This window comes from Streptomyces canus (assembly GCF_001514145.1).
Classification (GTDB): domain Bacteria; phylum Actinomycetota; class Actinomycetes; order Streptomycetales; family Streptomycetaceae; genus Streptomyces; species Streptomyces canus.
Genome location: NZ_KQ948659.1, coordinates 111,558 through 137,535 on the forward strand (window position 1 = coordinate 111,558; position 25,978 = coordinate 137,535).

Consider the following 25,978-nt stretch of genomic DNA (forward strand, 5'->3'; position numbering starts at 1 on the left):
CGCCATGACCTCGAGCCCTTCTGGCCTTCCCGTCAGCACCACGACTTCGACCGGGTGTGTTGCCGCGCGATGAACGCGCCGGCCCTCTAAAGCCGTATACCCCGGCCTTCGGCCAGCGCGCAGACGTACGTCCCCCGACGACCCTCTCGCGCGAAAGAGCTGATCTCATGGCGACCACTCGTTCTCTCTCCACCGCCCCCCTCACCGCCCCGTCCGAGAACGGCGCACGGCACCGACTCCGAGCCGTCCGCCCCGACGAGGTTCCCGAAGCGCCGGAGTTCCTTCCGCCGGGCGCCACCTGGCTGCCCGCGCCCCAGCACACCCTGCCCATCCTGCCGGGCCAGCCCCCGATGATCGGCTACCTGGTCCTCGTCCCGGCCGACCAGCACCAGCCCTTCCGGCCGGAACCGACGGTCACGGACGCGGACGCCGGCGCCCCCCTCGTACGGATCGACACCGTGCAGCGCACCGCCGAGGTGAACGGCGAGCAACTCGACCTCACCTACCTGGAGTTCGAGCTCCTCGCCCACCTCGTCCAGAACCCCCACCGGGTGCACACCCGCGACCAGCTGGTCACCACGGTCTGGGGCTACGGCCACGTGGGCGACGGCCGTACCGTCGACGTCCACATCGCCCGGCTGCGCCGCAAGCTGGGCGCGGAATTCCGGGGCGCGATCCAGACCGTGCGCCGGGTCGGCTACAAGTACACCCCGCCGACCGGCGGCTGACCGTCTGCCCAGGGCAGATCCGGGTTCCCTCGCGGCGCTCCGGCGGGCACAGTCACCGGCATGAGACTTCTTCTGCTGGGTGGTACGGAGTTCGTCGGCCGGGCCGTCGCCGAGGCGGCCCTGGAACGCGGCTGGGACGTGACCGTCTTCCACCGGGGACGGCACGCGCCCGTGGCCGGGGTGCGGTCGCTGCACGGCGACCGCACCGCGCCCGGCGGTCTCACGGCCCTGGCCGAAGGGGGCTCCTGGGACCTGGTCGTCGACACCTGGTCGGCGGCGCCCCGCGCGGTCCGGGACGCGGCGCGGCTGCTGCGGGGCCGAGCCGACCGGTATGCGTATGTGTCGAGTCGCTCGGTGTACGCCTGGCCGCAGCCGGCCGGACACACCGAGGACGCGCCCCTGGTCGAGGGCGCCGCGGCCGACGCGGAGCAGACCGACTACGCCCGGGACAAACGGGGCGGTGAACTGGCCGCCGTCGAGGCGTTCGGCACCGACCGCTCCCTGCTCGTACGGGCGGGGCTGATCCTCGGCCCGTACGAGAACATCGGCCGCCTGCCGTGGTGGCTGGACCGTATCGCCCGCGGCGGGCAGGTCCTGGCACCGGGGCCACGGGACCTCCCTCTCCAGTACGTCGACGTCCGCGACCTGGCGCAGTGGACGCTGAGCGCCGCCGAGGCGGAGCTGACCGGCCCGTACAACCTGATCAGCCCGCGCGGCCACACCACCATGGCCGAACTCCTCGACGCCTGCGTGGCCGTGACCGGGTCGAACGCCGAACTGCGCTGGACCGACCCGGACATCGTCCTCGACGCGGGCATCGAACCCTGGACCGGCCTGCCGGTGTGGGTCCCGCCGGACACCGACCTGCACACCAGCCTCCACTGCGGGGACACCTCGCGGGCCGCCGCGGCGGGCCTGCGCTGCCGTCCGGTCGCCGAGACGGTGTCCGACACCTGGCACTGGCTGCGGGAGATCGGCGGGGTGGCACCGCAGCGCCCGGACCGGCCGGTAGTGGGTATCGACGAGGAGACGGAGGCGAAGGCACTCGCGACCGGCGCACGCGATTGAGTGCAGCGGTCGGTCCGCGCGAGGTCAGACCTCCTCGGCCGCCGCGTCCCGCACCCCCGCCAAGAACCCCCGGATCGCCGCCCGTTCCCCCTCGTCGTACCCCTGGAGCAGCTCCACCGCCCGCCCGATCAGCGGTCCGAAGAAGGCCTGCCCCAGCTCCACCGCGCGTTCGTCCACCTCGACGACCACCTTGCGCCGGTCCTCCCGCCCCCGTACCCGCCGCACATGACCGGCCCGCTCCATCCGGTCGAGCAGCGAGGTCGTCCCCGCCGAGTTGAGCCCGAGCTCCGCGCCGAGCCGCCCCGCCGTCCTCTCCTCACCCGCGCGGGAGGCGTCCATCAGGGCGATCAGGGCGCGGACGTCCGTCGGATGCATGGCGTTGCGCTGGGCGAACCGGGCACTGTGCAGGCCGAGTTCGACGGTCACCGCGCGCAGGAGATGGACGATCTCCATCTCCGGTCCCGGGGACGGCATACGCACCCTCCAGTATTATCTCGCTCATCGAGTATCTTGCTGAGCGAGATAATACGGGAGGGATCGATGGGCAGATACGACGACGACGCGTTCCAGGCCGCCTACGACAAGGTGCTGGCCAAGTGGCCCGCCGACCGGGAGGCGCTACGGGTGCCCACCCCGTTCGGCACCACCCACGTCACCGCATGCGGCCCGGCCGACGCGCCCCCGCTCGTCCTGCTGCCGGGCGGCGGGGGAGCGACCTCCACGTCCTGGTACGCCCAGGCCGCCCACCTCGCCCGCACCCGCCGGATCCTCGCCGTCGACCTGATCGGAGCCCCGGGCCGCAGCGAACCGGCCGCCGACCGTCACCCCCGTACGGTCGCCGACCTGGCCGCCTGGCTGGACGCCCTCCTCGGCGGACTCCGCGTCACGGAGGCCGACTTCGGTGGGCACTCCTACGGCGCCTGGATCGCCCTGCACTACGCCGTGCACGCCCCCCACCGGATGCGCCGCCTGTTCCTCCTGGACCCGACCCAGTGCTTCGCCGGGTTCAAGGCGGCGTATCTGCTGCACGCCCTGCCGATGCTGCTGCGCCCCACGCCGACCCGGGTCCGCGCCTTCCTGGACTGGGAGACCGGGGGAGCGGCCACCCTGGACCTCGACTGGCTGCGCCTCCAGGAGGCCGCCGCGGGATTCCCCACCGTCAGACCGGTCACCGGCCCCCGCCCCGCCCCGGACGCGCTGCGCGACCTCAACACACCGGTCCTGCTGCTCGTGGCCGCGAACAGCAGGACCCATGACCCCTACGAGGCGACGGCCCAGGCCGGCGAACTGCTGCCGCGGGCGGAGGCCGATGTCGTCCCCGGCGTCTCCCACCACGCGCTGCCGCAGTCCGCACCTCCCGAACTGGCCCGCCGCCTCAGTGAGTTCCTAGGTGAACGTCCCGAATGACCTCACCCCACCTTCTCGATCAGAGCCCGGCGGATGAGGAACTTGCCCGGCTCCCGCACCTGCTCGAAGGCCGCGTTGTTGAGCAGGGCGCAGCTTCCGGAGACCGAAGTGACCTCCACCGTCGTGGACTTGTTGTTGTCCAGGTTGGTGACCTTCAGCTTCGTGCCGGCCGGGAACTGGTTGCTGGACGCGGCGGGCGCGCCGGCCTCACCGGAGAGCGTGACGGTCGAGCCATTGCACACCTGCTGTCCGGAGGCGGCGTTGCCCGCGGGGGGAGCCTGAGAAGCGGGCGCAGACGCGGACGCGGCCTGTGAGGGCTGCCCCGCGGCGGCCTGGGAGCCCTGAGCCGACTCCCCGACCACGCAACCGGACGCCTCCTGCTGCACCTTGATCTGCGCGATCACCGCTTCCCGGTTGGCGATCCGGGCCGCCGACTGTGCGTCGGGAGCGGAGCGTTGCCCCTCGATGAACCGCTGGTTGTTGCCGAGCGCGGTGGCGAGCCCCTGGCAGACCGTCGATTCCGCCGCCGTCTGCGGACTCTGCGCGGCGTTCGAGGTGCTGGCCATCACAAAGGCCCCACCACCCGCCACCGCCGCCGCGCTCACCAGCAGCGCGACCTTCTTCTTCGTACCGAGTGTTCTCCTGCGCGACATCCGCGCCTCCTGAGAGGTAGGGGAGCGTACGCCGCTATGTACGAGATACCGAACGAGGTTACTCAGCGGTTACAGGAGTCAGCTGACGTAACCTGCGTCACAGTCCGCTATTTCCTGGCCAGGGCGTCCCGTACGGCGTCCTCGGTGCGCCCGACCACCGCGGAGCCGTCGTCCGCCGTGATGAGGGGCCGCTGGATCAGCTTCGGGTGTTCGGCGAGCGCGGTGATCCAACGGTCGCGCGAACTGTCGTCCCTGGCCCACTCCTTGAGGCCGAGCTCCTTGGCGGCGGCCTCCTGGGTGCGGGTGATGTCCCACGGTTCGAGCCCGAGCCGGTCGAGCACCTCGCGGATCTCGTCCTCGCTCGGGACGTCCTCCAGATAGCGGCGGACGGTGTACTCGGCGCCCTCCGCGTCGAGCAGGCTGATCGCGCTGCGACACTTCGAACAGGCCGGATTGATCCAGATCTCCATGGTGTCCACGGTACGCGAAAACCCGTCTTCCCCCTGCGTCACAGCACCCCCGAAAGCCCTTGTGGCCAGGGGCTTTTGTCAGTGGCGGACGGTAGAATGAAACCAGTGTTCGAGGGCGTCGCCGGGTCCCCCGGTGGCCGCCCTTACCGCGACAGGAGGATGCCTGTGCCCGCTGCCGCACTGAAGCAGAAGCCGTTCCCGACCCAGTCCACCGCGAAGCATCCCGTGCTGCTCGACCTGCCGTACACCCCCGTGGAGAAGCGCCCGTTGCCGCCGGGCCGTCCCCGCGAGTGGTATGTCACCCACAACCGCCGCCTCAAGGCGATGCGGCTCGCGATCGCCCTGCTCGACTCCGGCGTCTACGTGCCGAACCAGGCCCGCAACGAGACGATCCGGGACACGGCGGAGATGATCGGCGTCCACCCACCGTCGGACACGACGTGCCACATGGTGCGGGCGCTGATGCGCTACTCACGGTAGGCCGTGGCGCCGGGCGCCCTCCTGGGCGCCCGGCGTTCCGGTCAGCCGGTGCCCCCGGCCAACTCCTTGTCCAACGGCACCCGGAAACGCGGTGTCACGCGTGTCGCCCCCACCCACCCCCGCAGTCGCTCCGCCTCCACCGCGATGGCCGCCTCGGCCTCGCTCCCCACGCCCTCCGTGTCCAGCAACCGCCAGACGATCTCCCCGTCGGGCCGCTGGCCCCAACCGCCCGCCACCCGCCCGTTCCACCACACCGTCGGTCCCACGTTGCCGCTGCGGTCGAACAGGGCGGGCCGCAACTCCGGTGCCAGGTACCAGTCCCGTTGCTGCCAGCCCATCGCCGTCGGATCGAGGCCGGGAAGCAAGGCCGCCCAGGGCTCCACGGGTCCCGCGACCGGGTCGGCGTCGCCGTCGACGACGTAGGCCGGGCCCTCGTCGACGGACACCCGGACCGCGCGGATCGTCGTGAGCGCACGGCGGACGTCGCTCACCTTCCAGCCCGTCCACCACTTCAGGTCGGCCTCGGTGGCGGGGCCGCACACGGTGAGCCAGCGCCGCAGCAACCCGGCCTGGGCCTCGGCCACGTCGAGTTCGGGATGCGGGGGTGCCACCGCCCAGCGGAACTGCGTGGAGATCCAGGAGCCGAGCGGCCGGCCGCGGACCACCTTGCCCTCCACGCCGAGCACCTTGAGCAGGCGGCTCGAGACGGAGTGGACGCCTTCGTAGCTCTTCCCGGCCGCGTACACGAACTGCTCCCGCAGCCGCGGCTCGTCCTGGGAGAGCTCCGTCGCCGTCGCCTCGCCGCGTCGGGCGAGCGCGGCCAGCGTCGCCTCCTCGACCTCCTTCAGCCAGGTCGCGTCCGGGGCCCCGGCCTTCGCCATGTCCTTGAGGAGCTTGGCCCGCTCCCGCGCGGCGACCGTGAGGCCGGTCGAGGCGTGCACGACCGCGGTGAGCTCGGTCGGGAACGCGAACACGGTGTGCCGCATCCCGTGCATCCGCACCAACGACCGGTCCTCGTACAACGCCCGCTCGGTCTCGGCGACGGTCCCCGAGGGATCCACGAGCCGCGCGCCGACCGCCAGATACACGGTCGCGGGATCGGACCCGTGCAGCGCGACCAGAGCACCGGCCACCTCCTCGGGACTCCCCACCCGAGCCGCCCCGGCAAGCTGCTGCCGCAACGCCAGCCGAGCCCGCCGCTCGCCCACCCCGATGTACCGCTCCCCGCCACCCGTAGCCATACGGCCCATCTTGACGCATGCCACTGACAACGCGCCCCAGAGGGGCGCGGGGCCGTATTGGATGTGCGGCTACCGCCGCGTGGGCGCGACCAGCCACGACGGCGCCGCAGACGGCAGAAGGCGCTCACCGTCACCCGATCGCCGTACCCCGCATGCGCACCCTCCCCCTCCGGCCCTTCACTGCGATGAGGAGGTGAAGGACACCGGCGACCAGGAGGCGAGCGTGACCCAGAGACAGGGCCCATGAACACCCCCGCCACCCGCGCGGAGCGCGGCCGCACCGCCCGCAAACGCGTCCCCCGTTCCGCCCACGCCCTCTGGATACCGTCCGTGGACCGCCCCGACCCCGTCGCCGTACTGGAACGGCAGGGCCGCGACCGGCTCCCGGAGCTGCTGCCGATCCGGTACGGCAGGATGTCCGCCTCCCCCTTCGCCTTCCTGCGCGGCGCGGCCGCCGTGATGGCCGCCGATCTCGCCCCCCAGCCCCACACCGGCCTCACCGTGCAGCTCTGCGGCGACGCCCACCTGCTCAACTTCGGCCTGCACGCCTCCCCGGAACGCTCTCTCCTCTTCGACATCAACGACTTCGACGAGACCTTCCCCGGCCCCTTCGAGTGGGACGTCAAACGGCTCGCCGCGAGCGTCGCCGTGGCCGCCCGCGAGAACGGGCACGGCGAGGCCAAGGCCCACCGGGCGGCGGGGGAGGCCGTCACCGCGTACCGCACGGCCATGCGCCGGCTGGCCCGCATGGGCGAGCTGGAGGTCTGGTACGCGAGCGCCGACGCGGACAGCCTGTTGCCGCTCGTGCGTTCCGTCCGTCACCGCGGGCATGTGGAGTCCAGCCTCACCCGGGCCCGCCGCCGCACCAGCATCCAGGCTCTCGGCAAGCTCACGGAGGTCGTCGACGGCCGCCGCCGCATCGTCCACGACCCGCCGCTCCTCGAGCCGGCCGGCGCGTCCGACATGGCCAGCCTGCGCAAGATCTTCAGCGACTACCGCTCCACGCTCTCCGAGGAGCGCCGGCTGCTCCTGGACCGCTACCGCTTCGTCGACGCGGCCCGCAAGGTCGTCGGCGTCGGGAGCGTCGGCATGCGCTGCTTCATCGTGCTCCTTGAGGGGCGGGACGTCGACGACCCGCTGTTCCTGCAGCTCAAGGAAGCGCGGGAATCCGTACTGGAGGAGTATCTGCCGCATGGCCCGTACGACCATCCCGGCCGCCGTGTGGTCGTGGGCCAGCGGCTGCTCCAGGCAACGAGCGACATCTTCCTGGGCTGGATGAGCGGACCGCAGGGGCGCGCCTTCTACTGGCGCCGGCTGCGTGACATGAAGGTCTCCGCGGACGTCGCCGGCATGCCCCCGGCCGACCTCAGGGCCTACGCCCGCCTGTGCGGCACCACCCTGGCGCGCGCCCACGCCCGCTCCGGCGACCGCATCGCCATCGCCGCGTACCTGGGCACCTCTGACACCTTCGACCAGTCGGTCGCCGACTTCGCGCTCACCTACGCAGACCGGACCACGACCGACCACGCGGCCCTGTCCGCCGCCATCGCGGCAGGCGTCGTCACGGCGGCCCCGGGCGAGTGACCCCCGACCGCCCCACCCGCTCACCCGTACCGCTCCACCAACCCCCGCACATACGCCTCCAGCCGCCCGCCCAGTACCTGCGGTGTCAGCTCGGTGCGTCCGAGTTCGCGCCACGGTCCGGCGAGCTTCGCCGCGTCGGGGCAGTAGGCGAGCGCGTCGAGGAGCCGCCAGTACAGGTGGTCCGGCCCGTCGGCGAGCCGGTGTCCGCCGTGCGCCTCGTACCGCTGACGGAAGGCGAGGCCGTGTTCGGGGCCGTGGAGCAGGGCCAGAGCGGTCGAGCAGTGGGCGACGTCCAGGTCGGCGGGTCCCCAGGAGGTCTCCACCCAGTCGACCACCCCGCTGATCCGGAGATCGGCGCCCGCCCCGGCGAACAGCACGTTCCCGGGGTGGAAGTCCCGGTGCAGGAAGCATCCTTCGTACGGCGGCGGATCCTGGCGGATCACGTCCACGGCCCGCTCCCACAGCGGGCCCCGCACCCCCTGCACCTTCTCCGGCCGGGTCCACGCCTGGTAGGTGCGCGGCCGCTCCTCGGGAACGACCTGGTGAATCCGTACGAGTTGGGACGCCAGCAGGTCCAGGCGCCGTTCGAGATCCGCTTCGTCGACGCGCACTCGTCCCGGCAGCCGGGACATCAACAGCGAGGGATGGTCGCAGTGTTCGGCCGTCGCGTCGACGGCGACAGGCTTGGGGGCCGGAACACCGTCGGCGTCGGCGAGCAGCGCCAGGACCGAGGCCTCGCGGGCCAGCAGACCGGGGGCGTGGAGCCGGAAGAACGGCTTCACGAACGACCGCAGGACCAGCTCGGTGTCGTCGTCGAGGGTGAGCCGCCGCATCTGGGAGCTCCAACCCCCCGACAGAAAACCCGAGTCGACGATCGAACGGCCCTCGGGGAGCTGCTTGGCCACCCAGCCCCGTGTCGCCGTCCAGCCCCGGTCGCCCAGCCCGGTCAGCAGCGCGGCCACCAACTCCCGCCGGTCGTCCGCGTGATCGCACAGCCACCGGCCCAACTGGTGATCTGCCTCCGGTAGTTCGAGGCGCGTGAACTGGGCCCGGAAGGCCAGCGCCTCCTGCACGGCCTCCGTCACCTCCGGCGGGATCACCGCGTCCGTGCCCGGCACGGCGAGCACCGCCCGTCCCTGGTACGCCCGCAGCGTCTCCAGCGCCGGAGACCGCCGCCAGCTGTCCGGGCGCCGGATGATCTCGCTGAACCTCCCGTCACCGTGCCCGAACGACACGTCCCAGGCCTCGGCCGCGTACACGGCGGGCGCGCACAGCCCCAGCGCCGCCACCCGCTCGCCGTAGTGGCGGGCGAGGTCCGCCACCGTCTGACCGCTCATGCTGAACCCGACCAGCACCAGCGGCCCGTCCGCCGGGGCGTGCGCGTCGATCACGGCGACCGCCTGCTCGAACCGGCGGCGCAGACTCAACTCGCCGAGTTCACCCGAGCTTTCGCCGTGCCCCGAGAAGTCGAAGGCGAGCGCGCGGCAGCCGTGCGCCACGAACTCGTCGAGCAGCGGCAGGAGTCGCTCCTTGCTGCCGCGGCCGGCCCCGTGCAGCAGTACGGCGGTGACAGCGGTGGGGCCACTGTCAACGCCGCCGCCGTGGACGCCGCACAGGCGCTCACCGGCGTGTTCCTGGGTGAAGGGCTCGGGCATGCCGTCAACTCCGGAGTGCGGGGAAAGAGCTTCGCGCAGGGCAGGCATCACCCCGCCCCTGCGGGGCTACTCTTCTACACCACACCCACGCACACGGAGGCCCGTCATGGGCACCATGGTCATTTCCGGGACCGTCGTCCTGGTCATCCTGGGCTTCGGGAACCACACCTGGTGGCTCGTCGCCGTCGCCCTGCTCTTTGTGTACATGCAGTACGGCCGGGGCGGTACCTCGGCGTCCTCGCCGGGCGGCTCGTCCGGCGGCGCTTCGGGGGCCGGGCCTGGCAACTACCGGGCGTACCGCGACCGCCGTGACAAGCAGGCCAGGTGGGACCGCCGTTACCGCCGCGAGCGTCCCCTGGAGTCCCGTCGGCAGTCGCGCGAGAGAAAGGGCTAGGGCCTCAGAGGCCGGGGGCGCCCCACAAGGGGAACCAGCGGTTCAGGTCCTGCTCGATCCGCAGATCGTTCGTGAGCACGGCCTTCACCCGCAACTCCAACGGGTTGTCGCGCCGCTGTCCCTCACCGGAGAGCGGAGCGAAGGGGTAGAAGCTGCCGCGCTTGTAGAGGTACACCAGCGCGAGGGAGCGGCCCTCGCTGTCCTGGAACCCGGCGAGCGAGCACAGCAGTTGCGGCCCGAAGCCGTTGACCTCCATCGAACTGTTCACCGCGTGCAGGTCGTTGACCAGCTGCGGCAACTGGTCCGGGGTGCGCTCGGAGACCAGCCAGGAGTATCCGAAGTCGTCCCGCCGCAGTTCCACCGGCGGGCCGTCCCGGTCGGCGTCCGCGTCCAGCAGGGCCTGGACCTCCCGGTGCGTCTGCTCGAAGGCCGCCCCCTCGACCGTGGCGAAGCACACCGCCCCGCGTCCGGTCGGCGTGAAGGAGGCGGCCGCCTCCAGCGTGACGGCCGCCGACGGCAGCGCGAAGAGCTGGTCGAGATCGGGTGCGACGGGCTTCGTGCGCCCGAGCAGGATGTCCAGCAGCCCCATCCTCAGCCCGCCTCACCTTTCCCGGGCGTCGCCGCCTCACCCAACTCCGACGAGATCCGGCCCAGTTGCTCCAGCCGCTGTTCCAGGGACGGGTGGGTCGAGAAGATCCGCTCGATGCCGGGCTCCTTGCCGGTGGCGGGAGTGAAGTAGAAGGCGTTGAAGGCCTGGGCGGTGCGCAGGTCCTTGGTGGGGATGCGGGCGAGCTCGCCGGAGACCTTGGTGAGCGCGGAGGCGAGTGCCGAGGGCCGGCCGGTGAGGTGGGCCGCGGCCCGGTCCGCCGCCAGCTCCCGGTACCGGGACAGCGCCCTGATCAGCAGGAAGCTGAGGGCGTACACGGCCGCCGAGACACCCATCACGGCGGCGAAGATCACGGCGGTGTTCTGGTCCTTCCGCCCGCCGAACAGCTGGCTGTAGAAGGCGAACCGCACGATCAGCCCGGCGATCACGCCCAGGAACGAGGCGATGGTGATCACGGCGACGTCCTTGTGCGCCACATGCGACAGCTCGTGCGCGAGCACCCCCTCCAGCTCGGCGGGGTCCAGCCGCCGCAGCAGCCCCGTGGTCACACACACCACGGCGTTGTCCGGGTTCCGGCCGGTGGCGAACGCGTTGGGCATGTCCATCGTGGACACGGCGATCACGGGCTTGGGCATGTCGGCGATGGCACACAGCCGGTCGACCACCGCATGCAGCTCGGGATACTCCTCGCGCCCCACGACCTTCCCGCGCATCGCGAACATCGCGATCTTGTCGGAGAACCAGAACTGCGCCACGAACATCACAGTGATCAGGGCCACGACCAGCAGCCAGGACTTCAGCAACACGATCAGCGCGGCGAAGAAGGCCACGTACAGCAGTCCGAGCAGGAACATGGTGACCGTCATCCGCACGGTCAACCGCCGGTCGCTCCGGAAACGACTCCGCATCTGCACCACCCCGCAGTCAGGCACTCGTCCCACCGTCCAGTGTGCACCTGGCCCTGCCCATGAAGAGGTCGCGATCAGCCCTGGGGCCGGCAAAGGCTCAGGCCTTGAGACCGGCCTCCCACTTGAGCCTGTGCAACCTGGACGCGTCGAACAGACCTGCCCGGTCCAGCAGCTCACCCACCTCCGCCGACCCGGGCGGCACCTCCGCCGTCGGACGCCAGCGCAGCACGGACTGCCGGGCCCAGTGCCGCAGCCTGTCGTCCGGATCGCCGACCAGCGCGACGGCGGCCCTCAGTCGTACGAGCCCGCCGTACGCGCTGAGCAGCCGGAACGCGGAGACCCGCGTCTCCCGGGCCCGCTCGACCGCCAGCCGCTCCAGCAGCCACCCGTCGTCCAGCATCCGCGCGGACGGCACCAGCGCCAGGGTCGCCTCCCGCACCACACCGGGCGCGGGATCGTCGAGCAGCGCCCGCAGCCGCCGTACGTCCAGCACGTCCAGGGCCCGCAACCCGCCCACTGCGCGCGCCCTGACCACCGGATCCGGATACGAGGTCAACGCCCACAGCACCTCGGCGTCGCTCCGGTCCCCGCACTCCGCGAGCCCGCTCACCATCCCCGCCGACAGCGCGGCATCGCCGGCCTCGGCACACCGCCGCCGGTACCACTCCACCGGATCACCCCCGGACCGCCGTACGACATACCGCGCACAGGCCCGCACCACCGCGGCCCGGTCGTCGAGAAATCCGACCGCCCGCTCCTCGCGCCCGGCCCGCCGCAACGCGGTCACCCCGGCCGACCGCGCCCGCGGATTGCGGGCGGCGAGCAGCGGTTCGAGTACGTCGTCGTCCGCGTCGCCCTCCGCCAGGGCGGCCAGGGTGGCCTCCGCGCAGAGGCCCTGGACGACCGTGTCCTCGTCCCGGGCGGCGCTGCGGGCCAGCTCGGCGGGGGAGAGGAGGCCCTCCTCGACGGCGAGCCGGTGGGCGAAGCGGCGCACGGTGCGGTCGGCATGGGTGAGGAGCGGAAGCAGCGCCTCGCGGTCCGCCGTGCGCAGCACCTTGTCGATCAGGCCGAGGGCGAAGTCACCCCGGTACCGGATGCCGATCCGCAGGGCGAGCGGGGCCAGCGCGACCGCGGTCTCCACGGTGACCGCCTCGGTCCACCGCGCCCGGGCCCGGTCCCGCACCGGTTCGGCCCAGTCCGCGCACCGGATCACGACCAACGGCAACAACTCCGGCCGCCCCGCGACCTTCCCCAGCGCCCGCTCGCGGATCCTCCCGTCCCGGTGGCACAGGGCGAGCGCGAGCTGCGCGTCGGTCGGCGTCTGCCAGGCCGGCAGCCAGGTGCCGTCGGCCGAGGACCGGACACTGTGCCGCACCGCGTCGTCCAGCGCGATCCAGACAGCCGGGTCGGCCACGTCGAACATGGCCTCCCGCAGTACGGCCCCCTTCGCGAGGCGTACCGCCGCCTGCGCCCCGTTCCAGATACTGCTGCGCACGTGCGCCCCTTACCTGCTCAGCGCGCTAGAACGGACGGAAGTCCGCATACCCCAGCACCAGGATGATCACTGCCACGGTCCCGAGGACGATGGCCGTCGACCTCCAGGACGAGCGGCTCGGTGCCCTCGGCTCCGGGTCGGCACGGAACGGCTGTGGCTTCGGCGGGTTCTCCTTCCAGCGGGCGGCGAGCATCCGGGCCCGGGCAGAGGGCTCCTTGAGCTCGGCCCCGTCGGCCCACTTGATGTCGAACTCCCGCTCGCCGTCCTCGTCCTGCGCGGACATCCCCGTATCCCCCGTCGTCTCCTGTCGAACAGCCGTGCAGGAAACGATACGACGGCGCCCCCGTCCCGGGAAACGGGAACGGGGGCGCCGTAAAGCCGCCGTAGGACTGGCCTACGGGCCGATCACACGTCGAAGTACAGCTCGAACTCGTGCGGGTGCGGACGCAGCTGGAGCGGGGCGATCTCGTTCGTCCGCTTGAAGTCGATCCACGTCTCGATCAGGTCCGGCGTGAAGACGTCGCCCTGGAGGAGGAACTCGTGGTCGGCCTCGAGGCGGTCGAGGACGGCCGGGAGCGAGGTCGGGACCTGGGCGACGTTCGCGTGCTCCTCGGGAGCCAGCTCGTACAGGTCCTTGTCGATCGGCTCGGCCGGCTCGATCTTGTTCTTGATGCCGTCGAGGCCCGCGAGCAGCAGCGCCGAGAAGGCCAGGTACGGGTTGCCGGAGGAGTCGGGCGCACGGAACTCGACGCGCTTGGCCTTCGGGTTGGAGCCCGTGATCGGGATACGCATGGCCGCGGAGCGGTTGCGCTGCGAGTAGACGAGGTTGATCGGCGCCTCGAAGCCCGGGACCAGACGGTGGTAGGAGTTCACCGTCGGGTTGGTGAAGGCCAGCAGCGACGGGGCGTGCTTGAGGATGCCGCCGATGTAGTAGCGGGCGGTGTCCGACAGGCCCGCGTAACCGGCCTCGTCGTAGAAGAGCGGCTGGCCGCCTGTCCACAGCGACTGGTGGACGTGCATGCCCGAGCCGTTGTCACCGAAGATCGGCTTCGGCATGAAGGTCGCGGTCTTGCCGTTGCGCCAGGCGACGTTCTTCACGATGTACTTGAAGAGCTGGAGGTCGTCGGCCGCGGCGAGCAGCGTGTTGAACTTGTAGTTGATCTCGGCCTGGCCGGCGGTGCCCACCTCGTGGTGCTGGCGCTCGACCTGGAGACCGGACTTGGCCAGCTCGAGGGAGATCTCGGCACGCAGGTCGGCGAAGTGGTCGACCGGCGGGACCGGGAAGTAGCCGCCCTTGTAGCGGACCTTGTAACCGCGGTTGTCCTCCAGCGCACCGGTGTTCCAGGCGCCCGCCTCGGAGTCGATGTGGTAGAAGGACTCGTTCGACGAGGTGGCGAAGCGCACGCTGTCGAACACGTAGAACTCGGCCTCGGGGCCGAAGTACGCGGTGTCGGCGATGCCGGTGGAGGCGAGGTAGGCCTCGGCCTTCTTCGCCACGTTCCGCGGGTCACGGCTGTACTGCTCGCCGGTGATCGGGTCGTGGATGAAGAAGTTGATGTTCAGCGTCTTGTCGCGGCGGAAGGAGTCGACCCGGGCGGTCGACAGGTCCGCGCGCAGCGCCATGTCGGACTCGTGGATGGCCTGGAAGCCACGGATCGACGAGCCGTCGAACGCGAGCTCCTCGTCCGGGTCGAACGCCTCGACGGGCAGCGTGAAGTGCTGCATGACGCCCGGCAGGTCGCAGAAGCGGACGTCGACGAACTTGACGTCCTCGTCCGCGATGAACTTCTTGGCCTCGTCGGCGTTCTGGAACATCCAGCTCCTCCTACTCCCGACCGTTCCTGGACCGGGGTGGTAGTTCGTTCGTGCGGCCAGTGCGGTGGCACACGCTGTCCACGACCCTAGGGACGGGTGGTTTCTCGGGCGTGACCCATTTGTTTCGCACAAGTTAACCGGACATCGTGGGCCCCGCCCCACCTGTCCGTATCCCGAAACGCCGGCGGTACCGTGGACGCGTGGACAAGAGGGATGCAATCGGATCGTGGCTCTCGGGCCCCCGCGCGGCCGCCGAGGATGCCGGTGTCGACTTCGGATACCGCGGACAGCAGCTCGGCCTGCCGGAGGAGGGGCCGGGCTCGATCGCCCGCCCCGGACGGCGGCTGGGCGCACTCGCCGTGGACTGGGCGATGAGCGTCCTGATTGCATCCCGGTTGATCACTCAGAGCTACGGCGGCCCGGCGACCTCGAACTGGGCGCTGCTGGTCTTCTTCGTGATGGGCGTCCTCACCGTCGGCACCATCGGCTTCACCCCCGGCAAGCGCCTCTTCGGCCTGAAGGTGATCGCCCTCGACACCGGCCGCGTGAACCCGGCACGCGCCCTCCTGCGCACGGTCCTGCTCTGCCTCGCCCTCCCGGCCCTGATCTGGGACCGCGACGGCAGGGGCCTGCACGACCGGCTGGCGAAGACCGCGGAAGTACGTATCTGACGTACGACGATGGGGGCGCCCGGTGTCACACCGGGCGCCCCCATCGTCGTACGAGAGGATTCAGCGGGCCTTGGGTCCACCCTTGGGGAGCTTCATGCCCTTGGGCATGGGGCCCTTCGGCAACGGCATGTTGCTCATCAGGTCGCCCAGCGCCCGCAAGCGGTCGTTCGTGGCCGTCACCTGGGGGCCGGTCAGCACGCGCGGCAGCTTGAGCATGGTGGTCCGCACTTTCTTGAGCGGGACCTGGCCCTCGCCCGTGCCGACGAGGATGTCGTGCACCGGCACGTCCGCGACGATACGGTTCATCTTCTTCTTCTCGGCGGCCAGCAGGCCCTTGACCCGGTTCGGGTTGCCCTCGGCGACCAGGACGATGCCGGCCTTGCCGACGGCCCGGTGCACCACGTCCTGGCTGCGGTTCATCGCCACCGCGGGGGTCGTCGTCCAGCCCCGGCCGATGTTGTCCAGCACGGCTGCCGCGGCGCCCGGCTGACCCTCCATCTGCCCGAACGCGGCCCGCTCGGCCCGGCGCCCGAAGATGATCGCCGTCCCGAGGAAGGCGAGCAGGAAGCCCAGGATGCCGAGGTAGACCGGATGTCCGATCAGGAAACCGATCGCGAGAAAGACACCGAGGATGAGGATGAAGACACCCGCGAGTACCAGGCCGATCTTCTTGTCGGCCTTGCGGGTCATCTTGTACGTCAGGGCGATCTGCTTCAGTCGCCCGGGGTTCGCGGCATCCGCCGCACTGTCACTTCTCGCCATGCCCCGAAGTCTACGTGGCCCCGCAGGCGCCTTCGACGGCAGTGTCCACCGTCGAAGGGGAGGATTCAGGAGCGGGCGGTGACCGTCTCGGTGAGCGTCTGCTCCAGGACACGCTGCGCCTCGACCCTGTCCTTGGCGCGGCGGCGGTCCTCCAGGACGGACGTCCAGGCGTTGCGGCGGGCGGTCCGCTGACCGCTGCTCATGAGCACGGACTCGACGGCACGGAGTGCATCGGTGAACGACGGGATGGCGGTGGCGCGAACCGGCGCGGCCTGCATGATGGGGGTCCCCCTCGGGAGTGACGGCAAGGGTGAGTGGTGCACGGGCTGTACAGCCAGGGTCACTGAATGGTGTTACCAGGGCGTGACCGACCGGTCAAACACCCATGAAGCCTTGATGTGCTGCCCGAAAACACGGACGCGGCCCCGATGACCCCCCTATCTGCGGGGATGTCCGGGACCGCGTCAATCGGCCACTACCGAGCGGTAGTTGCTTGTGCTCGGATTCACACGTTTGGAGTGGCACTCCGTGCCATCCGGAAATGCTCAGGCAGTGCTCACGCAGTGCTCAGACGGCCTGCGAAGCGACGTAGGCACCACGCTTCTCGACGGCCATCTGGTAGAGCCGGCCCGCCCGGTAGGAGGACCGGACGAGGGGTCCGGACATCACACCGGAGAAGCCGATCTGCTCGGCCTCGTCCTTCAGCTCCACGAACTCCTGCGGCTTGACCCAGCGCTCCACGGGGTGGTGGCGCACGGACGGGCGCAGGTACTGGGTGATGGTGACGAGCTCGCAGCCGGCGTCGTGCAGCTGCCGGAGCGCCTCGCTGACCTCCTCGCGGGTCTCGCCCATGCCGAGGATCAGGTTGGACTTGGTCACCAGGCCGAAGTCGCGGGCCTCGGTGATGACCTTCAGCGAGCGCTCGTAGCGGAAGCCGGGGCGGATGCGCTTGAAGATCCGGGGGACCGTCTCGACGTTGTGCGCGAAGACCTCGGGGCGGGACTCGAAGACCTGCTGCAGCAGCTCCGGCACGGCGTTGAAGTCGGGGGCCAGCAGCTCGACCTTGGTGCGGCCGGCCTCACGGCCCGCGGTCTGCTCGTGGATCTGCCGGACCGTCTCGGCGTACAGCCACGCGCCGCCGTCCTCCAGGTCGTCGCGCGCGACGCCGGTGATGGTGGCGTAGTTCAGGTCCATGGTGACCACGGACTCGCCGACGCGGCGCGGCTCGTCACGGTCCAGCGCCTCGGGCTTGCCGGTGTCGATCTGGCAGAAGTCGCAACGCCGGGTGCACTGGTCGCCGCCGATGAGGAAGGTCGCCTCGCGGTCCTCCCAGCACTCGTAGATGTTGGGACAGCCGGCTTCCTGGCAGACCGTGTGCAGGCCCTCGCTCTTCACGAGCTTCTGCATAGCGGTGTACTCGGGACCCATTTTCGCCCGGGTCTTGATCCACTCGGGCTTGCGCTCGATGGGGGTCTGGGCGTTACGGACCTCCAGGCGCAGCATCTTGCGTCCGTCGGGTGCGACTGCGGACACGACCGGCTCCCTAGCGATTGATTCTTCGGCGTTGTTCAGGGTACGCCCGTTGATTTGAAAGTCAGCGGCGGTGTTCAGGCCGCCGGTGTCTTCTCGATCACTCTCGGCTTCAGTTCCGCGTTCTCCAGTACGTCCCTCAGGTGCCGCTCGACGACCGGGAGCACCTCGCCGATGGTCACGTCCCGGCCGAGTTCGCCCGCGAGGGAGGCGACCCCCGCGTCGCGGATGCCGCAGGGGATGATCCGGTCGAACCACTTGTTGTCCGGGTTCACGTTGAACGAGAAGCCGTGCATGGTGACGCCCTTGGCGACGCGGATGCCGATCGCCGCGATCTTGCGGTCCTCGCGCCGCTGGCCGGCGTTGGACGGGGCGTACTCCGGGCCGTTCAGGCGCGGGTCGAACTCCTCGTCCGTGAGCCGGGGGTCGAAGTCCAGGGAGAGACCGCCGATCGCCGGACGCGTCTCGACCGGGTCGCCCAGCACCCATACGCCACTGCGGCCCTCGACCCGGCTCGTCTCGAGCCCGTACTCCGCGCACGTGCGGATCAGGGCCTCCTCCAGGCGCCGTACGTGCGCCACCACGTCCACCGGACGCGGGAGCTTCTGGATCGGGTAGCCCACCAGCTGGCCCGGACCGTGCCAGGTGATCTTGCCGCCGCGGTCCACGTCGATGACCGGGGTGCCGTCGAGGGGGCGTTCGTTGTCCGCGGTGCGCCGGCCCGCCGTATACACAGGGGGGTGTTCGAGCAGCAGGACCGTGTCGGGGATCTCGTCCTCGAACCGCGCCGCGTGCACCCGGCGCTGTTCGTCCCACGCCTCCTGGTACTCGACCGCGTCCGCACCGAAGCCCATACGGACGAACCGCAACCCACTCACGGCAAGCGCCTCCCTAGAAGGTCGTAAGGCACGAAGGGTGCCCACGCCACTGTACGTCCGGCCCGCGGGCGTCAGCTCCGGGGCCAATCCTCACACGATCGGATGAACGAACGTCGAAGTGTGCGATCGTCTGCTCACTCTCCGCTACATTCGCCGTTCGCGCAGGCCATAAGGGCTGCTCACAGGCAATCCGGGCACCACGTGGCCACGTGACAGCCCGAAAGGCAGGAGACCGCACCGCAGATGACGGAACGACCCGCGCAGCGCACTCCCAATCGACAGCTCGCCGCGCTCATCGCAGAAGCGGGGTTCTCCAACGCGGGTCTCGCCCGACGCGTGGACCAGCTCGGTCTCGAACATGGGCTGGATCTCAGATACGACAAGACGTCCGTGACCCGGTGGCTGCGCGGGCAACAGCCCCGGGGCACCACGCCCGCCCTCATCGCCGAGGTCTTCACCCGGCGTCTCGGCCGCCGGCTCTCCGCGCAGGACCTGGGCCTCGACGCCTGTGCGCCCGTCTACGCCGGCCTGGAGTTCGCCGCGGGTCCCGAGGAGGCCGTCGACATCGTCAGCGGGCTGTGGCGCAAGGACTCCGGCAGCCACGCCGAACTGCGCAAGATCGCCTTCACACCCGCCGGACTGGTCGTGCCGAGCCGTGACTGGCTGATCGGCCGCCCCGACGACAGGGTCGCCCGCGGCGAGCCGGTCCGGGTCCCTCCCCAGGGGCGCCCGGTGGTGCCACGGCAGCGCGGCCAGGCCGAGCGCGCGCCCGGTCAGAAGGTCACCGGGGGCGACATCGCCGCGCTCGGTTCGGTCGGCGACCTCTTCCGCACCCTCGACGACCAGTACGGCGGCGGCCACGCCCGGCAGGCCCTGGTGCGCTATCTGGAGCACGAGTGCGAGCCGATGCTGCGCGGCACCTACGGGGAGACGACCGGCCGCAGGCTGTTCGCCGCTGCGGCGGACCTGACCCGGCTCGCGGGCTGGACGTCGTACGACATCGCGGCGCACGGTCTCGCACAGCGGTACTTCGTGCAGGCGCTGCGGCTCACGCAGGCGGCCGGGGACCGGGCGTACGGGGCGTATGTGCTGGTCACCATGAGCCGTCAGGCCGTGTATCTGGGGCACGGGCGGGAGGCGATCCAGCTCGCGCGGGTGGCCCAGCAGGGCGTCGGTACGACGGCCCCGCCGGTCGTGCAGGCGCTGCTGCACTCGGCCGAGGCGCGGGGGCACGGGGTGCTGGGGGAGGTGCGGGCGTGCACGGCGTCACTGGTGCGCGCGGAACGGGCCCTGGAGGCGGCCCGTCCCGGTGACGAAGTCCCGCACTGGGCACGGTTCTTCGACGAGGCGCAGCTGGCGGACGAGTTCGGGCACTGTCACCGGGATCTGCAGCAGTTCCGGGCGGCGGCGCAACACGCCGAGCGCTCGCTTCAGTTGCGTGCGCCCGCGTATGCGCGGAGCCGGTTGTTCTGCCGGGTGGTCCTTGCCTCCGCGCGACTCGGTCTGGGGGAACTGGACCAGGCCTGTGCGCTGGCGGCGGAGGCGGCGGGGCAGGCCGCGGAGATGCGGTCGGTGCGGGCGGTGGAGTATGTGCGGGACTTCGAGCGGCGGTTGGAGCCGTACAAGGATGCGGCGCCGGTGCGGAGTTATCGCGACAAGGTCGCGGCACTGGGGTAGAGGTCGCCTCGCCGTAACTCCGACGGTCCGGTGACGGGTGCAGCGCCGTCGTGGCTTGTCGCGCAGTTCCCCGCGCCCCTGAAGGGGCGCGGGTGATCCTCACGCTGCCTGAGCTGTAGGAGTCGGATCTGCGCGGTGCATCGAACCCGCAGCTCCCAGGTCTTTCAGGATTGCCGTCGCCGCCCTGTGGGCCGAGTGCAGGGCGCCCTGGATCGTGCTGGTGTCCCGGTGGTCGCCGCACACGTACAGGCCCGCCAGCAGGCGTACCGGGCGGCGCAGGTCGTGCGGGGCGGGCATGGCCGGGACCGCCTCCCGGGTGTGGTGGACCGCGAGGGTCTCCCAGCGGTGCGTCGGCGTGCCGTACAGGCGGCCCAGGTGGGTGCGTACGGCCGTCTCCAGGTCCGAAGGAGGGCTGCCCAGGACCGTCGAGGAGATCAGGGCCCGGCCGGAAGGGGCCCGGCTCGGGTCGACCTCGCTGATCACCGCCGTGTGGGCCACCGGGCCGCCCCGGTCGGCGTCGAGCAGCAACGCGGCACCCGTGCGGGGCGGTTCGTCCGTCGTGTGGTGGACGACCGTCACCGGGTGGAAGTCCGGCACCCGCAACCCCGGCAGCAGCTCGGCCGCGGCCTGCGCGTCCGTCGCCAGCAGCACCGCCCGGCACCGGATCTCGCCGTGCTCGGCCGTGGTCACCGACGTCGTCGAGACGGACGTGACCCGCACCCCCGTGTGCACGGTTCCCGTCGGCAGCGTCTGCGCGAGCAGCTCCGGAAGGGCCTCCGCGCCGCCCTCGGGCACACACAGCCGCCCACCCGCGAAGGCCCGCAGCGCGAGGTCGGCGCAGCGGCTGGACGTCGTCAGCGCGGGGTCGCACAGCAGTGCGGCGAGCAGGGGACGCAGAAAGCCGTCGATCGTGCGCGCGGGCAGCCCCCGGGCCGCGAGCGACTGCCCGGCGGGCAGCTCGGGACGGGCGAGGAGGCGTTCGACGGGCACGGTGGAGAACCGGGTGAGCGCGGCACCGAGCCGGGCCTGGTCGACGGCACCGCCGAGCGGCGCGGCGGCGCGGGCGGCCCTGGACACGGTCCCCTGACCGGCACCGGGCAGCACCCGGAACGTGGCCCTACGCGATACGGCCCTCCGGGATGCGGTCACCAACCTCGGCCCCGGCATCCCCCGAGGGGCGCTCGCCAGGGCGCGCACCGCATGCAGTGCGCCCCTTGCGCTCCGGGCGCCCGCCGGAGCGTCCACACGGTGGTGGCGTCCGTCGCCATGCAGCAGGACGCCCGGCGCGAAGGGCCGCAGCACGAGCCCGTCGAGCCCGGGCGCGAGCCGTAGTTCGGGATACGCCGTGGACAGCAGCTGTCCGATCCGGTCGAGCCGGAAGCCGTCGACCTTCTCGGTCGACATCCGGCCGCCCACACACGGGGCGGCCTCCAACACCGCGACGGTCACTCCTTGACTGGTCAGCCGATGCGCCGCGGAGAGTCCGGCGACCCCGGCTCCCACGATCACGACGTCCGCCTGGTACGCGGGCTCAAGCACGTGCCCCTCCTCGAGGTTGCGCGGCCGGTGGGGACGTCATGCCCCCAACAGGCTCCGGGGATACCCGAGTTCGGGTCGAGGGTAGGGCGATGACCGGTCAGGAACAGTCGCGCATCGACAGGGCACGGTCGCACACCGGTCGCATGTCGTCACAGACGGCCACTGGAACGCTCACGCCGCCCGGATCGCCTCCTCGATGTCCGGGAACGCGAACGTGAACCCCGACTCCAGCAGCCGCGTCGGCCGCACCCGTGCGCTGCCCAGCACGTCCCCGGCCATCTCGCCGAGCACGGCCCGCAGCACCGGCGCGGGGACGGCGAAGAGGGTCGGCCGGTGCAGCACGCGGCCCATGGCCTCGGTGATCTCACGGTTCGTCAGGGGCTGCGGGGCAGTGAGGTTGAAGGGTCCGGACAGCCCGTCGGTCTCCAGAAGATGGCGGATCGCGGCCACCTCGTCGTGCAGTGCGATGAACGACCAGTACTGCCGCCCGTCGCCCATCCGCCCGCCGAGCCCCGCCCGGAACAGCGGGAACAGCTTGCCCCAGGCCCCGCCGCCGCGGCCCACCACGAGCCCGGTGCGGGTGAACGCGGTCCGTACGCCGGCCTGTTGCGCGGGTGCGGCCGCCCCCTCCCACTCCACGCACAGCTCGGGCAGGAAGCCCTGTCCTGCGGGGGAGTTCTCGTCGACGATCCGGTCGCCGGTCTCGCCGTAGTACCCCATCGCGCTGCCGTTCACGAAGACCCGCGGCGGCTCGTCCAGGGCGGCGACGGCCTTGGCGAGGGCGGTCGTGCCGTTGACCCGGCTGTCGTGGATCCGCTTCTTGTACGCGTCCGTCCAGCGCCGCGAACCGACCCCCGCCCCGGCGAGGTTGACCACGGCGTCGCATCCGGCGAGCCCGGCCGTGTCGACCCGCCCGGCCTCGGGGTCCCACCGGACCTCGGTCTCGTCCCGGGGTTCCCGGCGCACCAGCCGGACCACCTCGTGCCCATCCGCCGTCAGGGACCGCGTCAAGGCCGATCCGATCAGTCCGGACGCTCCGGCCACCGCGATTCTTGAAAGTTGCATGACCTCATCCTGCCTGGTGGGTGCGTAAGAGCGATGTCTGGTTCCGGTAACCCCCACCGTAGGGTGGCGCTCATGTCCCAGCTGTCCATACGCCACGCCCTCCCCGACGACGAAGAGGAGCTGGCCCGCCTCGAGCGTGCCGAATGGTCGCCCCTGCACGACGTCCTGCCCGAGCAGCAGCCGCCCTACCGGCCGTTCTTCGACGAGCGGCACCTCCCCGACGACTGTCTGGTCGCCGAGGCCGACCGCCGCATCCTCGGGTACATCCGTCTCGGTTTCCCGACCGGGCTCGAGGCGAGCGCCCATGTGCGCCAGATCCAGGGCTTCGTCGTCAGCGCCCGGGCCCGGGGCCGCGGTGTCGGCCGGGCCCTGATCCGCGCCATCACCGAGGAGGCCCGGCGCCGGGGCGCCCGCCGCCTCACCCTGCGCGTCCTCGGGCACAACACGCCCGCCCGGGGGCTCTACGAGTCCGAGGGCTTCGCGGTCGAGGGCGTGCTGCCCGAGGAGTTCCTGCTGGCGGGGGAGTACGTCGACGACGTGCTCATGGGGCGCCGTCTCTGAGTACCTGGTCGGCCGCGGCGGTCGTACGGCGTCTGCGCACCACGAGGCAGAGCGCGACCCCCGCCACGAGCAGCGAGATCAGGAAGAACACGGGCACGGGGAGCCTCCGGGGTGCCATGCGGGACCGGTGCGGGACCGGTGCCGTGCGAGACCGTGGCCCCATCATCCGGGAGGCCGGCGCGTTACGACGTGACCAGCTCGCCCGTGTCCACCGGCGACGTGGCGCCCGCGGCCTTCTCGGCGTCGCCGGCGACCTCGTCGACCGTCAGGACGTAGCCCGTCTCGTCGTCGGAGGTGGAGCGGGCGAAGACCACGCCGTAGACCTTGCCGGAGGCGGTCAGCAGCGGGCCGCCGGAGTTGCCGGGGCGGACGGTCGAGCGGATCGAGTAGATCTCGCGGGTGACGGTGGCGTCGCTGTAGATGTTCTGGCCGGTCGCCTTCACCCGGTTGGCCACCGTGGCCGCCTGGAGGTTCAGGTCACCGTCCTGCGGATAGCCGGCGACCACAGCGGAGTCGCCCCGCGCGGCGCTGTCGTCGAAGCGCAGCACCGGCGCCCGGAGGTCAGGGACGTACAGCACGGCCACGTCCCTGTTCGGATCGAACAGCACCACCCGCGCCTTGTACGGCTGCCCGACCCCGCCGACCCGGACGCTCGGCTCGTCGATGCCGGCCACGACGTGGGCGTTGGTCATCACGTGCTGCGGGGCGTACACGAAGCCGCTGCCCTCGCGGCCCTGGGTGCCGGAGGCGCCCTCGATCTTGACGGTACTGAGCTTGGCCGCGTTGGTGGCGGCGGCCGTGACGCTGTCGCCGGTGGGCTTGGCGACCTCGGCCGTCGACTCGTTCTCGAACGGGTTGAAGACCTGCGGGAAGCCCGCCTCGGTCAGCGCGGAGGTGGCCCGGGAGAACCAGGACGGTGTGGTCTCCGGCATGGAGTCCTGGACGGCGCCGAGCAGGGCGGAGTCCCGGATGGCGGTGGTGACCAGCGGGGACGAGGACGCGCCGAGCACGCTGGCGGCGACCCAGGCCACGATGAGCACGGCCACGGAGTTGGCGGCGGCCCCGCCGACGCCGTCCGCGACTCTCAGCGGGCCCTGGTCCAGCTCCCGGCGCAGCCTGAGCGCCAGCCGGCCGGCCAGCTCGTGCCCCACCGCAGCCGGGACCAGCACGGTCAGCACCGCGGTCACCGTCGCGGCCGTGCTCCCCGGTGCCACGAGGTCCATCATCCACGGCAGCACCCACACGCCCACGACCGCGCCGCCGACGAAGCCGGCGAGCGAGACGCAGCCGGCCACCAGGCCGCGCCGGTAGCCGGAGGCCGCATAGGCGGCGATCACCAGCAACAGCAGGATGTCGAGCACGTCCACGGAGCCGCCCTTCTCTCTCGGAACCTTCAGTACGCAGGCGAGGCGTCCAGTGATCAGCGGCACGCGTGCGTGCACCTGGGAAAACGTCGCGGACCAGGACGATGGTTCCACCGGGTGGCACAGCCCACATCGCGGACGGAGCGGATCCGGCCGATCGTGGAACCATGCGTGTCCGAAGAGCGCGGGGGATGCGAGGACGGCGGACGGCCCGAATACGCGACGCGAGCCGTACAGGACTCGCGGCCCGAATACGCGACGCGAGCCGAATAGGCCTCGCGCTCCAAAGCCGGCTGGCCCACAAACACCGCTCGACGACCACCGCTGCCGTGCCTACGGTTCCTGACAGTCCTGCGGCGCCGACCGGCCTCGCCGCACCGGTCGCCCCGACGGCGTCTGCCGGGTCTGTGGCCGCTGCTGGGGAGAGGGTGCCTGCCGGTCAGGCGCCCGCCGACGGGCCTGCGGTTTCTGCCGCGCCCGCCGCTCCTGTCGACCCGACGGCGTGCGCTGATCCTGCGGCGTCCTCCCGCCCGACGCCTTCCGCGGGGCCTGCGTTCCCCGCGGAGCCTGCGTCTCTTGCCGGGGAGGGGCCCGCTGCCGGGCCGGACGATCCTGTCAGCCCCGCGGCTTCCACCGGACCTGCGGCTCCTGCCGGGCCGACGCCTTCCGCGGGGCCTGAGATCCCTGCGGAGCCTGCGTCTCCTGCCGGGGCGGGGCCTGCTGGCGGTCCGGACGATTCTGTCAGCTCCACGGCTTCCGCCGGGCCTGCGGCTCCTGCCGGGCCTTCGGCGTCTGTCGGGCTCATCGGTCCAGTCGCTCCGACGGCGTGTGCCGGGTCTACGGTTCCGGTGGCGCCTACGGCGTCTCTTGCCGGTGCGGGGCCTGCTGGCGGTCCGGACGATCCTGTCGGCCCCACGGCTTCCGCCGGGCTTACTGATCCAGTTGCCCCGACGGCGTCTCCCGGGTCTAGGCCTCCTGCCGGGCCGGGGCCCGCCGATTCTGTCAGCCCCACGGCTTCCGCCGGGCCTGCGGCTCCTGCCGGGCCTTCGGCGTCTGTCGGGCTCATCGGTCCAGTCGCTCCGACGGCGTCTGCCGGGTCTACGGTTCCGGTGGCGCCTACGGCTCCTGCCGGGGAGGGGCCTGCTGCCGGGCCGGACGATCCTGTCAGCCCCACGGCTTCCGCCGGGCCCGAGGCTCCTCCTGGGCCCGCGGCCCCTACCGGGCCTTCGGCCTCCGCTGGGCCCGACGTTCCTGCCCGTCCGACGGCGTCTGCTGGACAGACGGTCCCTGCAGGGGTGGAGGCGTCTGCCGGGCCTGCGGACCCCGCACGTCCAGCGGCCGCGGACGGGCCTGGGACCGCCGGCCCCGGCGGGGTGGACGCTGCCGGCGGGTCCGCGGTCTCCCCTGGGGCTGCCGCTTCGGTTCG

The 25,978-nt window shown here is 71.7% G+C and carries 26 protein-coding genes; 9 read left to right on the forward strand and 17 right to left on the reverse strand.

Features of this window, described 5'->3' with window-relative positions; all coding sequences use genetic code 11:
- Positions 1–167: 167 nt before the first annotated feature.
- A complete protein-coding gene (locus AQJ46_RS14145; RefSeq protein WP_059205950.1) occupies positions 168–728 on the forward strand; it encodes a winged helix-turn-helix domain-containing protein in 561 nt (186 codons plus the stop codon).
- Between the two features lie 60 nt (positions 729–788).
- Positions 789–1,796, forward strand: a complete 1,008-nt coding sequence (locus tag AQJ46_RS14150) for an SDR family oxidoreductase (RefSeq protein ID WP_059205951.1) — start codon at positions 789–791, stop codon at positions 1,794–1,796.
- Positions 1,797–1,820: 24 nt separating this feature from the next.
- On the opposite strand, the gene AQJ46_RS14155 is transcribed toward AQJ46_RS14150, so the two are convergent.
- On the reverse strand, positions 1,821–2,270 hold the full coding sequence (locus AQJ46_RS14155; RefSeq protein WP_059205952.1) for a MarR family winged helix-turn-helix transcriptional regulator: 450 nt from the start codon (positions 2,268–2,270) through the stop codon (positions 1,821–1,823).
- 66 nt (positions 2,271–2,336) lie between these two features.
- On the opposite strand from AQJ46_RS14155, the gene AQJ46_RS14160 reads away from it, so the two are divergent.
- Positions 2,337–3,203: an alpha/beta fold hydrolase gene (locus AQJ46_RS14160; RefSeq protein ID WP_059205953.1), complete on the forward strand. Its 867-nt coding sequence runs from the start codon at positions 2,337–2,339 to the stop codon at positions 3,201–3,203.
- Positions 3,204–3,205: 2 nt separating this feature from the next.
- Here AQJ46_RS14160 and AQJ46_RS14165 read toward each other — a convergent pair whose 3' ends face one another.
- Complete coding sequence (locus AQJ46_RS14165) at positions 3,206–3,856, reverse strand: RlpA-like double-psi beta-barrel domain-containing protein (RefSeq protein WP_059205954.1); 651 nt, start codon at positions 3,854–3,856, stop codon at positions 3,206–3,208.
- 107 nt (positions 3,857–3,963) lie between these two features.
- Entirely contained in the window at positions 3,964–4,326 is a 363-nt protein-coding gene (locus tag AQJ46_RS14170; protein WP_059206334.1) for an arsenate reductase family protein, read from the reverse strand.
- 165 nt (positions 4,327–4,491) lie between these two features.
- Here AQJ46_RS14170 and AQJ46_RS14175 point away from each other — a divergent pair, with 165 nt between their 5' ends.
- A complete protein-coding gene (locus tag AQJ46_RS14175; RefSeq protein ID WP_059205955.1) occupies positions 4,492–4,806 on the forward strand; it encodes a hypothetical protein in 315 nt (104 codons plus the stop codon).
- Positions 4,807–4,847: 41 nt separating this feature from the next.
- Here AQJ46_RS14175 and AQJ46_RS14180 read toward each other — a convergent pair whose 3' ends face one another.
- Positions 4,848–6,047: a winged helix DNA-binding domain-containing protein gene (locus AQJ46_RS14180; protein WP_059205956.1), complete on the reverse strand. Its 1,200-nt coding sequence runs from the start codon at positions 6,045–6,047 to the stop codon at positions 4,848–4,850.
- Positions 6,048–6,290: 243 nt separating this feature from the next.
- On the opposite strand from AQJ46_RS14180, the gene AQJ46_RS14185 reads away from it, so the two are divergent.
- On the forward strand, positions 6,291–7,631 hold the full coding sequence (locus tag AQJ46_RS14185) for a DUF2252 domain-containing protein (RefSeq protein WP_059205957.1): 1,341 nt from the start codon (positions 6,291–6,293) through the stop codon (positions 7,629–7,631).
- Between the two features lie 20 nt (positions 7,632–7,651).
- On the opposite strand, the gene AQJ46_RS14190 is transcribed toward AQJ46_RS14185, so the two are convergent.
- Positions 7,652–9,286, reverse strand: coding sequence for an alpha/beta fold hydrolase (locus AQJ46_RS14190; RefSeq protein WP_059205958.1), 1,635 nt, complete (start codon positions 9,284–9,286; stop codon positions 7,652–7,654).
- Positions 9,287–9,392: 106 nt separating this feature from the next.
- On the opposite strand from AQJ46_RS14190, the gene AQJ46_RS14195 reads away from it, so the two are divergent.
- Positions 9,393–9,680, forward strand: coding sequence for a hypothetical protein (locus AQJ46_RS14195; protein ID WP_059205959.1), 288 nt, complete (start codon positions 9,393–9,395; stop codon positions 9,678–9,680).
- A gap of 4 nt (positions 9,681–9,684) precedes the next feature.
- Here the strand turns inward: AQJ46_RS14195 and pspAB are convergent, their stop codons facing one another.
- The 5 genes from pspAB to glnA all read right to left on the reverse strand — a co-directional run bounded on the left by pspAB (position 9,685) and on the right by glnA (position 14,505).
- The gene (pspAB, locus tag AQJ46_RS14200) at positions 9,685–10,269 is read right to left on the reverse strand and encodes a PspA-associated protein PspAB (RefSeq protein WP_059205960.1); all 585 of its coding nucleotides are present in this window, start codon (positions 10,267–10,269) and stop codon (positions 9,685–9,687) included.
- Between the two features lie 2 nt (positions 10,270–10,271).
- Positions 10,272–11,195: a zinc metalloprotease HtpX gene (htpX, locus tag AQJ46_RS14205; RefSeq protein WP_059206335.1), complete on the reverse strand. Its 924-nt coding sequence runs from the start codon at positions 11,193–11,195 to the stop codon at positions 10,272–10,274.
- 97 nt (positions 11,196–11,292) lie between these two features.
- Positions 11,293–12,690: a hypothetical protein gene (locus AQJ46_RS14210; protein WP_079072262.1), complete on the reverse strand. Its 1,398-nt coding sequence runs from the start codon at positions 12,688–12,690 to the stop codon at positions 11,293–11,295.
- Positions 12,691–12,715: 25 nt separating this feature from the next.
- Positions 12,716–12,973 carry an SCO2583/SCO2584 N-terminal domain-containing protein gene (locus tag AQJ46_RS14215; protein WP_057611741.1) on the reverse strand — a complete coding sequence of 86 codons (258 nt, stop codon included), beginning with the start codon at positions 12,971–12,973 and terminating at the stop codon, positions 12,716–12,718.
- 122 nt (positions 12,974–13,095) lie between these two features.
- On the reverse strand, positions 13,096–14,505 hold the full coding sequence (gene glnA, locus AQJ46_RS14220) for a type I glutamate--ammonia ligase (RefSeq protein WP_057611742.1): 1,410 nt from the start codon (positions 14,503–14,505) through the stop codon (positions 13,096–13,098).
- Positions 14,506–14,705: 200 nt separating this feature from the next.
- Here glnA and AQJ46_RS14225 point away from each other — a divergent pair, with 200 nt between their 5' ends.
- Positions 14,706–15,176, forward strand: coding sequence for an RDD family protein (locus AQJ46_RS14225; protein WP_059205961.1), 471 nt, complete (start codon positions 14,706–14,708; stop codon positions 15,174–15,176).
- Positions 15,177–15,236: 60 nt separating this feature from the next.
- On the opposite strand, the gene AQJ46_RS14230 is transcribed toward AQJ46_RS14225, so the two are convergent.
- The 4 genes from AQJ46_RS14230 to lipB all read right to left on the reverse strand — a co-directional run bounded on the left by AQJ46_RS14230 (position 15,237) and on the right by lipB (position 18,346).
- Entirely contained in the window at positions 15,237–15,938 is a 702-nt protein-coding gene (locus AQJ46_RS14230; RefSeq protein WP_057611744.1) for a DUF4191 domain-containing protein, read from the reverse strand.
- Between the two features lie 65 nt (positions 15,939–16,003).
- Positions 16,004–16,216 (reverse strand): SCO2195 family GlnR-regulated protein, encoded by a 213-nt coding sequence (locus AQJ46_RS14235; protein WP_059205962.1) that lies wholly within the window; start codon positions 16,214–16,216, stop codon positions 16,004–16,006.
- A 289-nt stretch (positions 16,217–16,505) separates the two neighbouring features.
- On the reverse strand, positions 16,506–17,471 hold the full coding sequence (lipA, locus tag AQJ46_RS14240) for a lipoyl synthase (RefSeq protein WP_059205963.1): 966 nt from the start codon (positions 17,469–17,471) through the stop codon (positions 16,506–16,508).
- Between the two features lie 74 nt (positions 17,472–17,545).
- Complete coding sequence (gene lipB, locus AQJ46_RS14245) at positions 17,546–18,346, reverse strand: lipoyl(octanoyl) transferase LipB (RefSeq protein ID WP_057611747.1); 801 nt, start codon at positions 18,344–18,346, stop codon at positions 17,546–17,548.
- Between the two features lie 243 nt (positions 18,347–18,589).
- On the opposite strand from lipB, the gene AQJ46_RS14250 reads away from it, so the two are divergent.
- On the forward strand, positions 18,590–20,023 hold the full coding sequence (locus AQJ46_RS14250; protein ID WP_059205964.1) for a hypothetical protein: 1,434 nt from the start codon (positions 18,590–18,592) through the stop codon (positions 20,021–20,023).
- Positions 20,024–20,122: 99 nt separating this feature from the next.
- Here AQJ46_RS14250 and AQJ46_RS14255 read toward each other — a convergent pair whose 3' ends face one another.
- Complete coding sequence (locus AQJ46_RS14255; protein ID WP_059205965.1) at positions 20,123–21,562, reverse strand: NAD(P)/FAD-dependent oxidoreductase; 1,440 nt, start codon at positions 21,560–21,562, stop codon at positions 20,123–20,125.
- 171 nt (positions 21,563–21,733) lie between these two features.
- Complete coding sequence (locus tag AQJ46_RS14260) at positions 21,734–22,627, reverse strand: TIGR01777 family oxidoreductase (RefSeq protein WP_208616935.1); 894 nt, start codon at positions 22,625–22,627, stop codon at positions 21,734–21,736.
- 72 nt (positions 22,628–22,699) lie between these two features.
- Between AQJ46_RS14260 and AQJ46_RS14265 the strand changes: the two genes are divergently transcribed.
- A complete protein-coding gene (locus AQJ46_RS14265; RefSeq protein WP_059205967.1) occupies positions 22,700–23,188 on the forward strand; it encodes a GNAT family N-acetyltransferase in 489 nt (162 codons plus the stop codon).
- Positions 23,189–23,370: 182 nt separating this feature from the next.
- Here AQJ46_RS14265 and AQJ46_RS14270 read toward each other — a convergent pair whose 3' ends face one another.
- Complete coding sequence (locus AQJ46_RS14270) at positions 23,371–24,555, reverse strand: MarP family serine protease (protein WP_059206337.1); 1,185 nt, start codon at positions 24,553–24,555, stop codon at positions 23,371–23,373.
- Positions 24,556–25,978 lie beyond the last annotated feature (1,423 nt).

Coding starts and splice junctions, on each gene's coding strand:
- AQJ46_RS14230 (WP_057611744.1), bottom strand. CDS start 15,938: ATGGCGAGAAGTGACAGTGCGGCGGATGCCGCGAACCCCGGGCGACTG.
- AQJ46_RS14165 (WP_059205954.1), bottom strand. CDS start 3,856: ATGTCGCGCAGGAGAACACTCGGTACGAAGAAGAAGGTCGCGCTGCTG.
- htpX (WP_059206335.1), bottom strand. CDS start 11,195: ATGCGGAGTCGTTTCCGGAGCGACCGGCGGTTGACCGTGCGGATGACG.
- AQJ46_RS14170 (WP_059206334.1), bottom strand. CDS start 4,326: ATGGAGATCTGGATCAATCCGGCCTGTTCGAAGTGTCGCAGCGCGATC.
- AQJ46_RS14155 (WP_059205952.1), bottom strand. CDS start 2,270: ATGCCGTCCCCGGGACCGGAGATGGAGATCGTCCATCTCCTGCGCGCG.
- AQJ46_RS14265 (WP_059205967.1), top strand. CDS start 22,700: ATGTCCCAGCTGTCCATACGCCACGCCCTCCCCGACGACGAAGAGGAG.
- AQJ46_RS14150 (WP_059205951.1), top strand. CDS start 789: ATGAGACTTCTTCTGCTGGGTGGTACGGAGTTCGTCGGCCGGGCCGTC.
- AQJ46_RS14195 (WP_059205959.1), top strand. CDS start 9,393: ATGGGCACCATGGTCATTTCCGGGACCGTCGTCCTGGTCATCCTGGGC.
- glnA (WP_057611742.1), bottom strand. CDS start 14,505: ATGTTCCAGAACGCCGACGAGGCCAAGAAGTTCATCGCGGACGAGGAC.
- AQJ46_RS14215 (WP_057611741.1), bottom strand. CDS start 12,973: ATGTCCGCGCAGGACGAGGACGGCGAGCGGGAGTTCGACATCAAGTGG.
- AQJ46_RS14190 (WP_059205958.1), bottom strand. CDS start 9,286: ATGCCCGAGCCCTTCACCCAGGAACACGCCGGTGAGCGCCTGTGCGGC.
- AQJ46_RS14160 (WP_059205953.1), top strand. CDS start 2,337: ATGGGCAGATACGACGACGACGCGTTCCAGGCCGCCTACGACAAGGTG.
- AQJ46_RS14235 (WP_059205962.1), bottom strand. CDS start 16,216: ATGCAGGCCGCGCCGGTTCGCGCCACCGCCATCCCGTCGTTCACCGAT.
- pspAB (WP_059205960.1), bottom strand. CDS start 10,269: ATGGGGCTGCTGGACATCCTGCTCGGGCGCACGAAGCCCGTCGCACCC.
- AQJ46_RS14180 (WP_059205956.1), bottom strand. CDS start 6,047: ATGGCTACGGGTGGCGGGGAGCGGTACATCGGGGTGGGCGAGCGGCGG.
- AQJ46_RS14260 (WP_208616935.1), bottom strand. CDS start 22,627: ATGCAACTTTCAAGAATCGCGGTGGCCGGAGCGTCCGGACTGATCGGA.
- AQJ46_RS14185 (WP_059205957.1), top strand. CDS start 6,291: ATGAACACCCCCGCCACCCGCGCGGAGCGCGGCCGCACCGCCCGCAAA.
- AQJ46_RS14145 (WP_059205950.1), top strand. CDS start 168: ATGGCGACCACTCGTTCTCTCTCCACCGCCCCCCTCACCGCCCCGTCC.
- AQJ46_RS14250 (WP_059205964.1), top strand. CDS start 18,590: ATGACGGAACGACCCGCGCAGCGCACTCCCAATCGACAGCTCGCCGCG.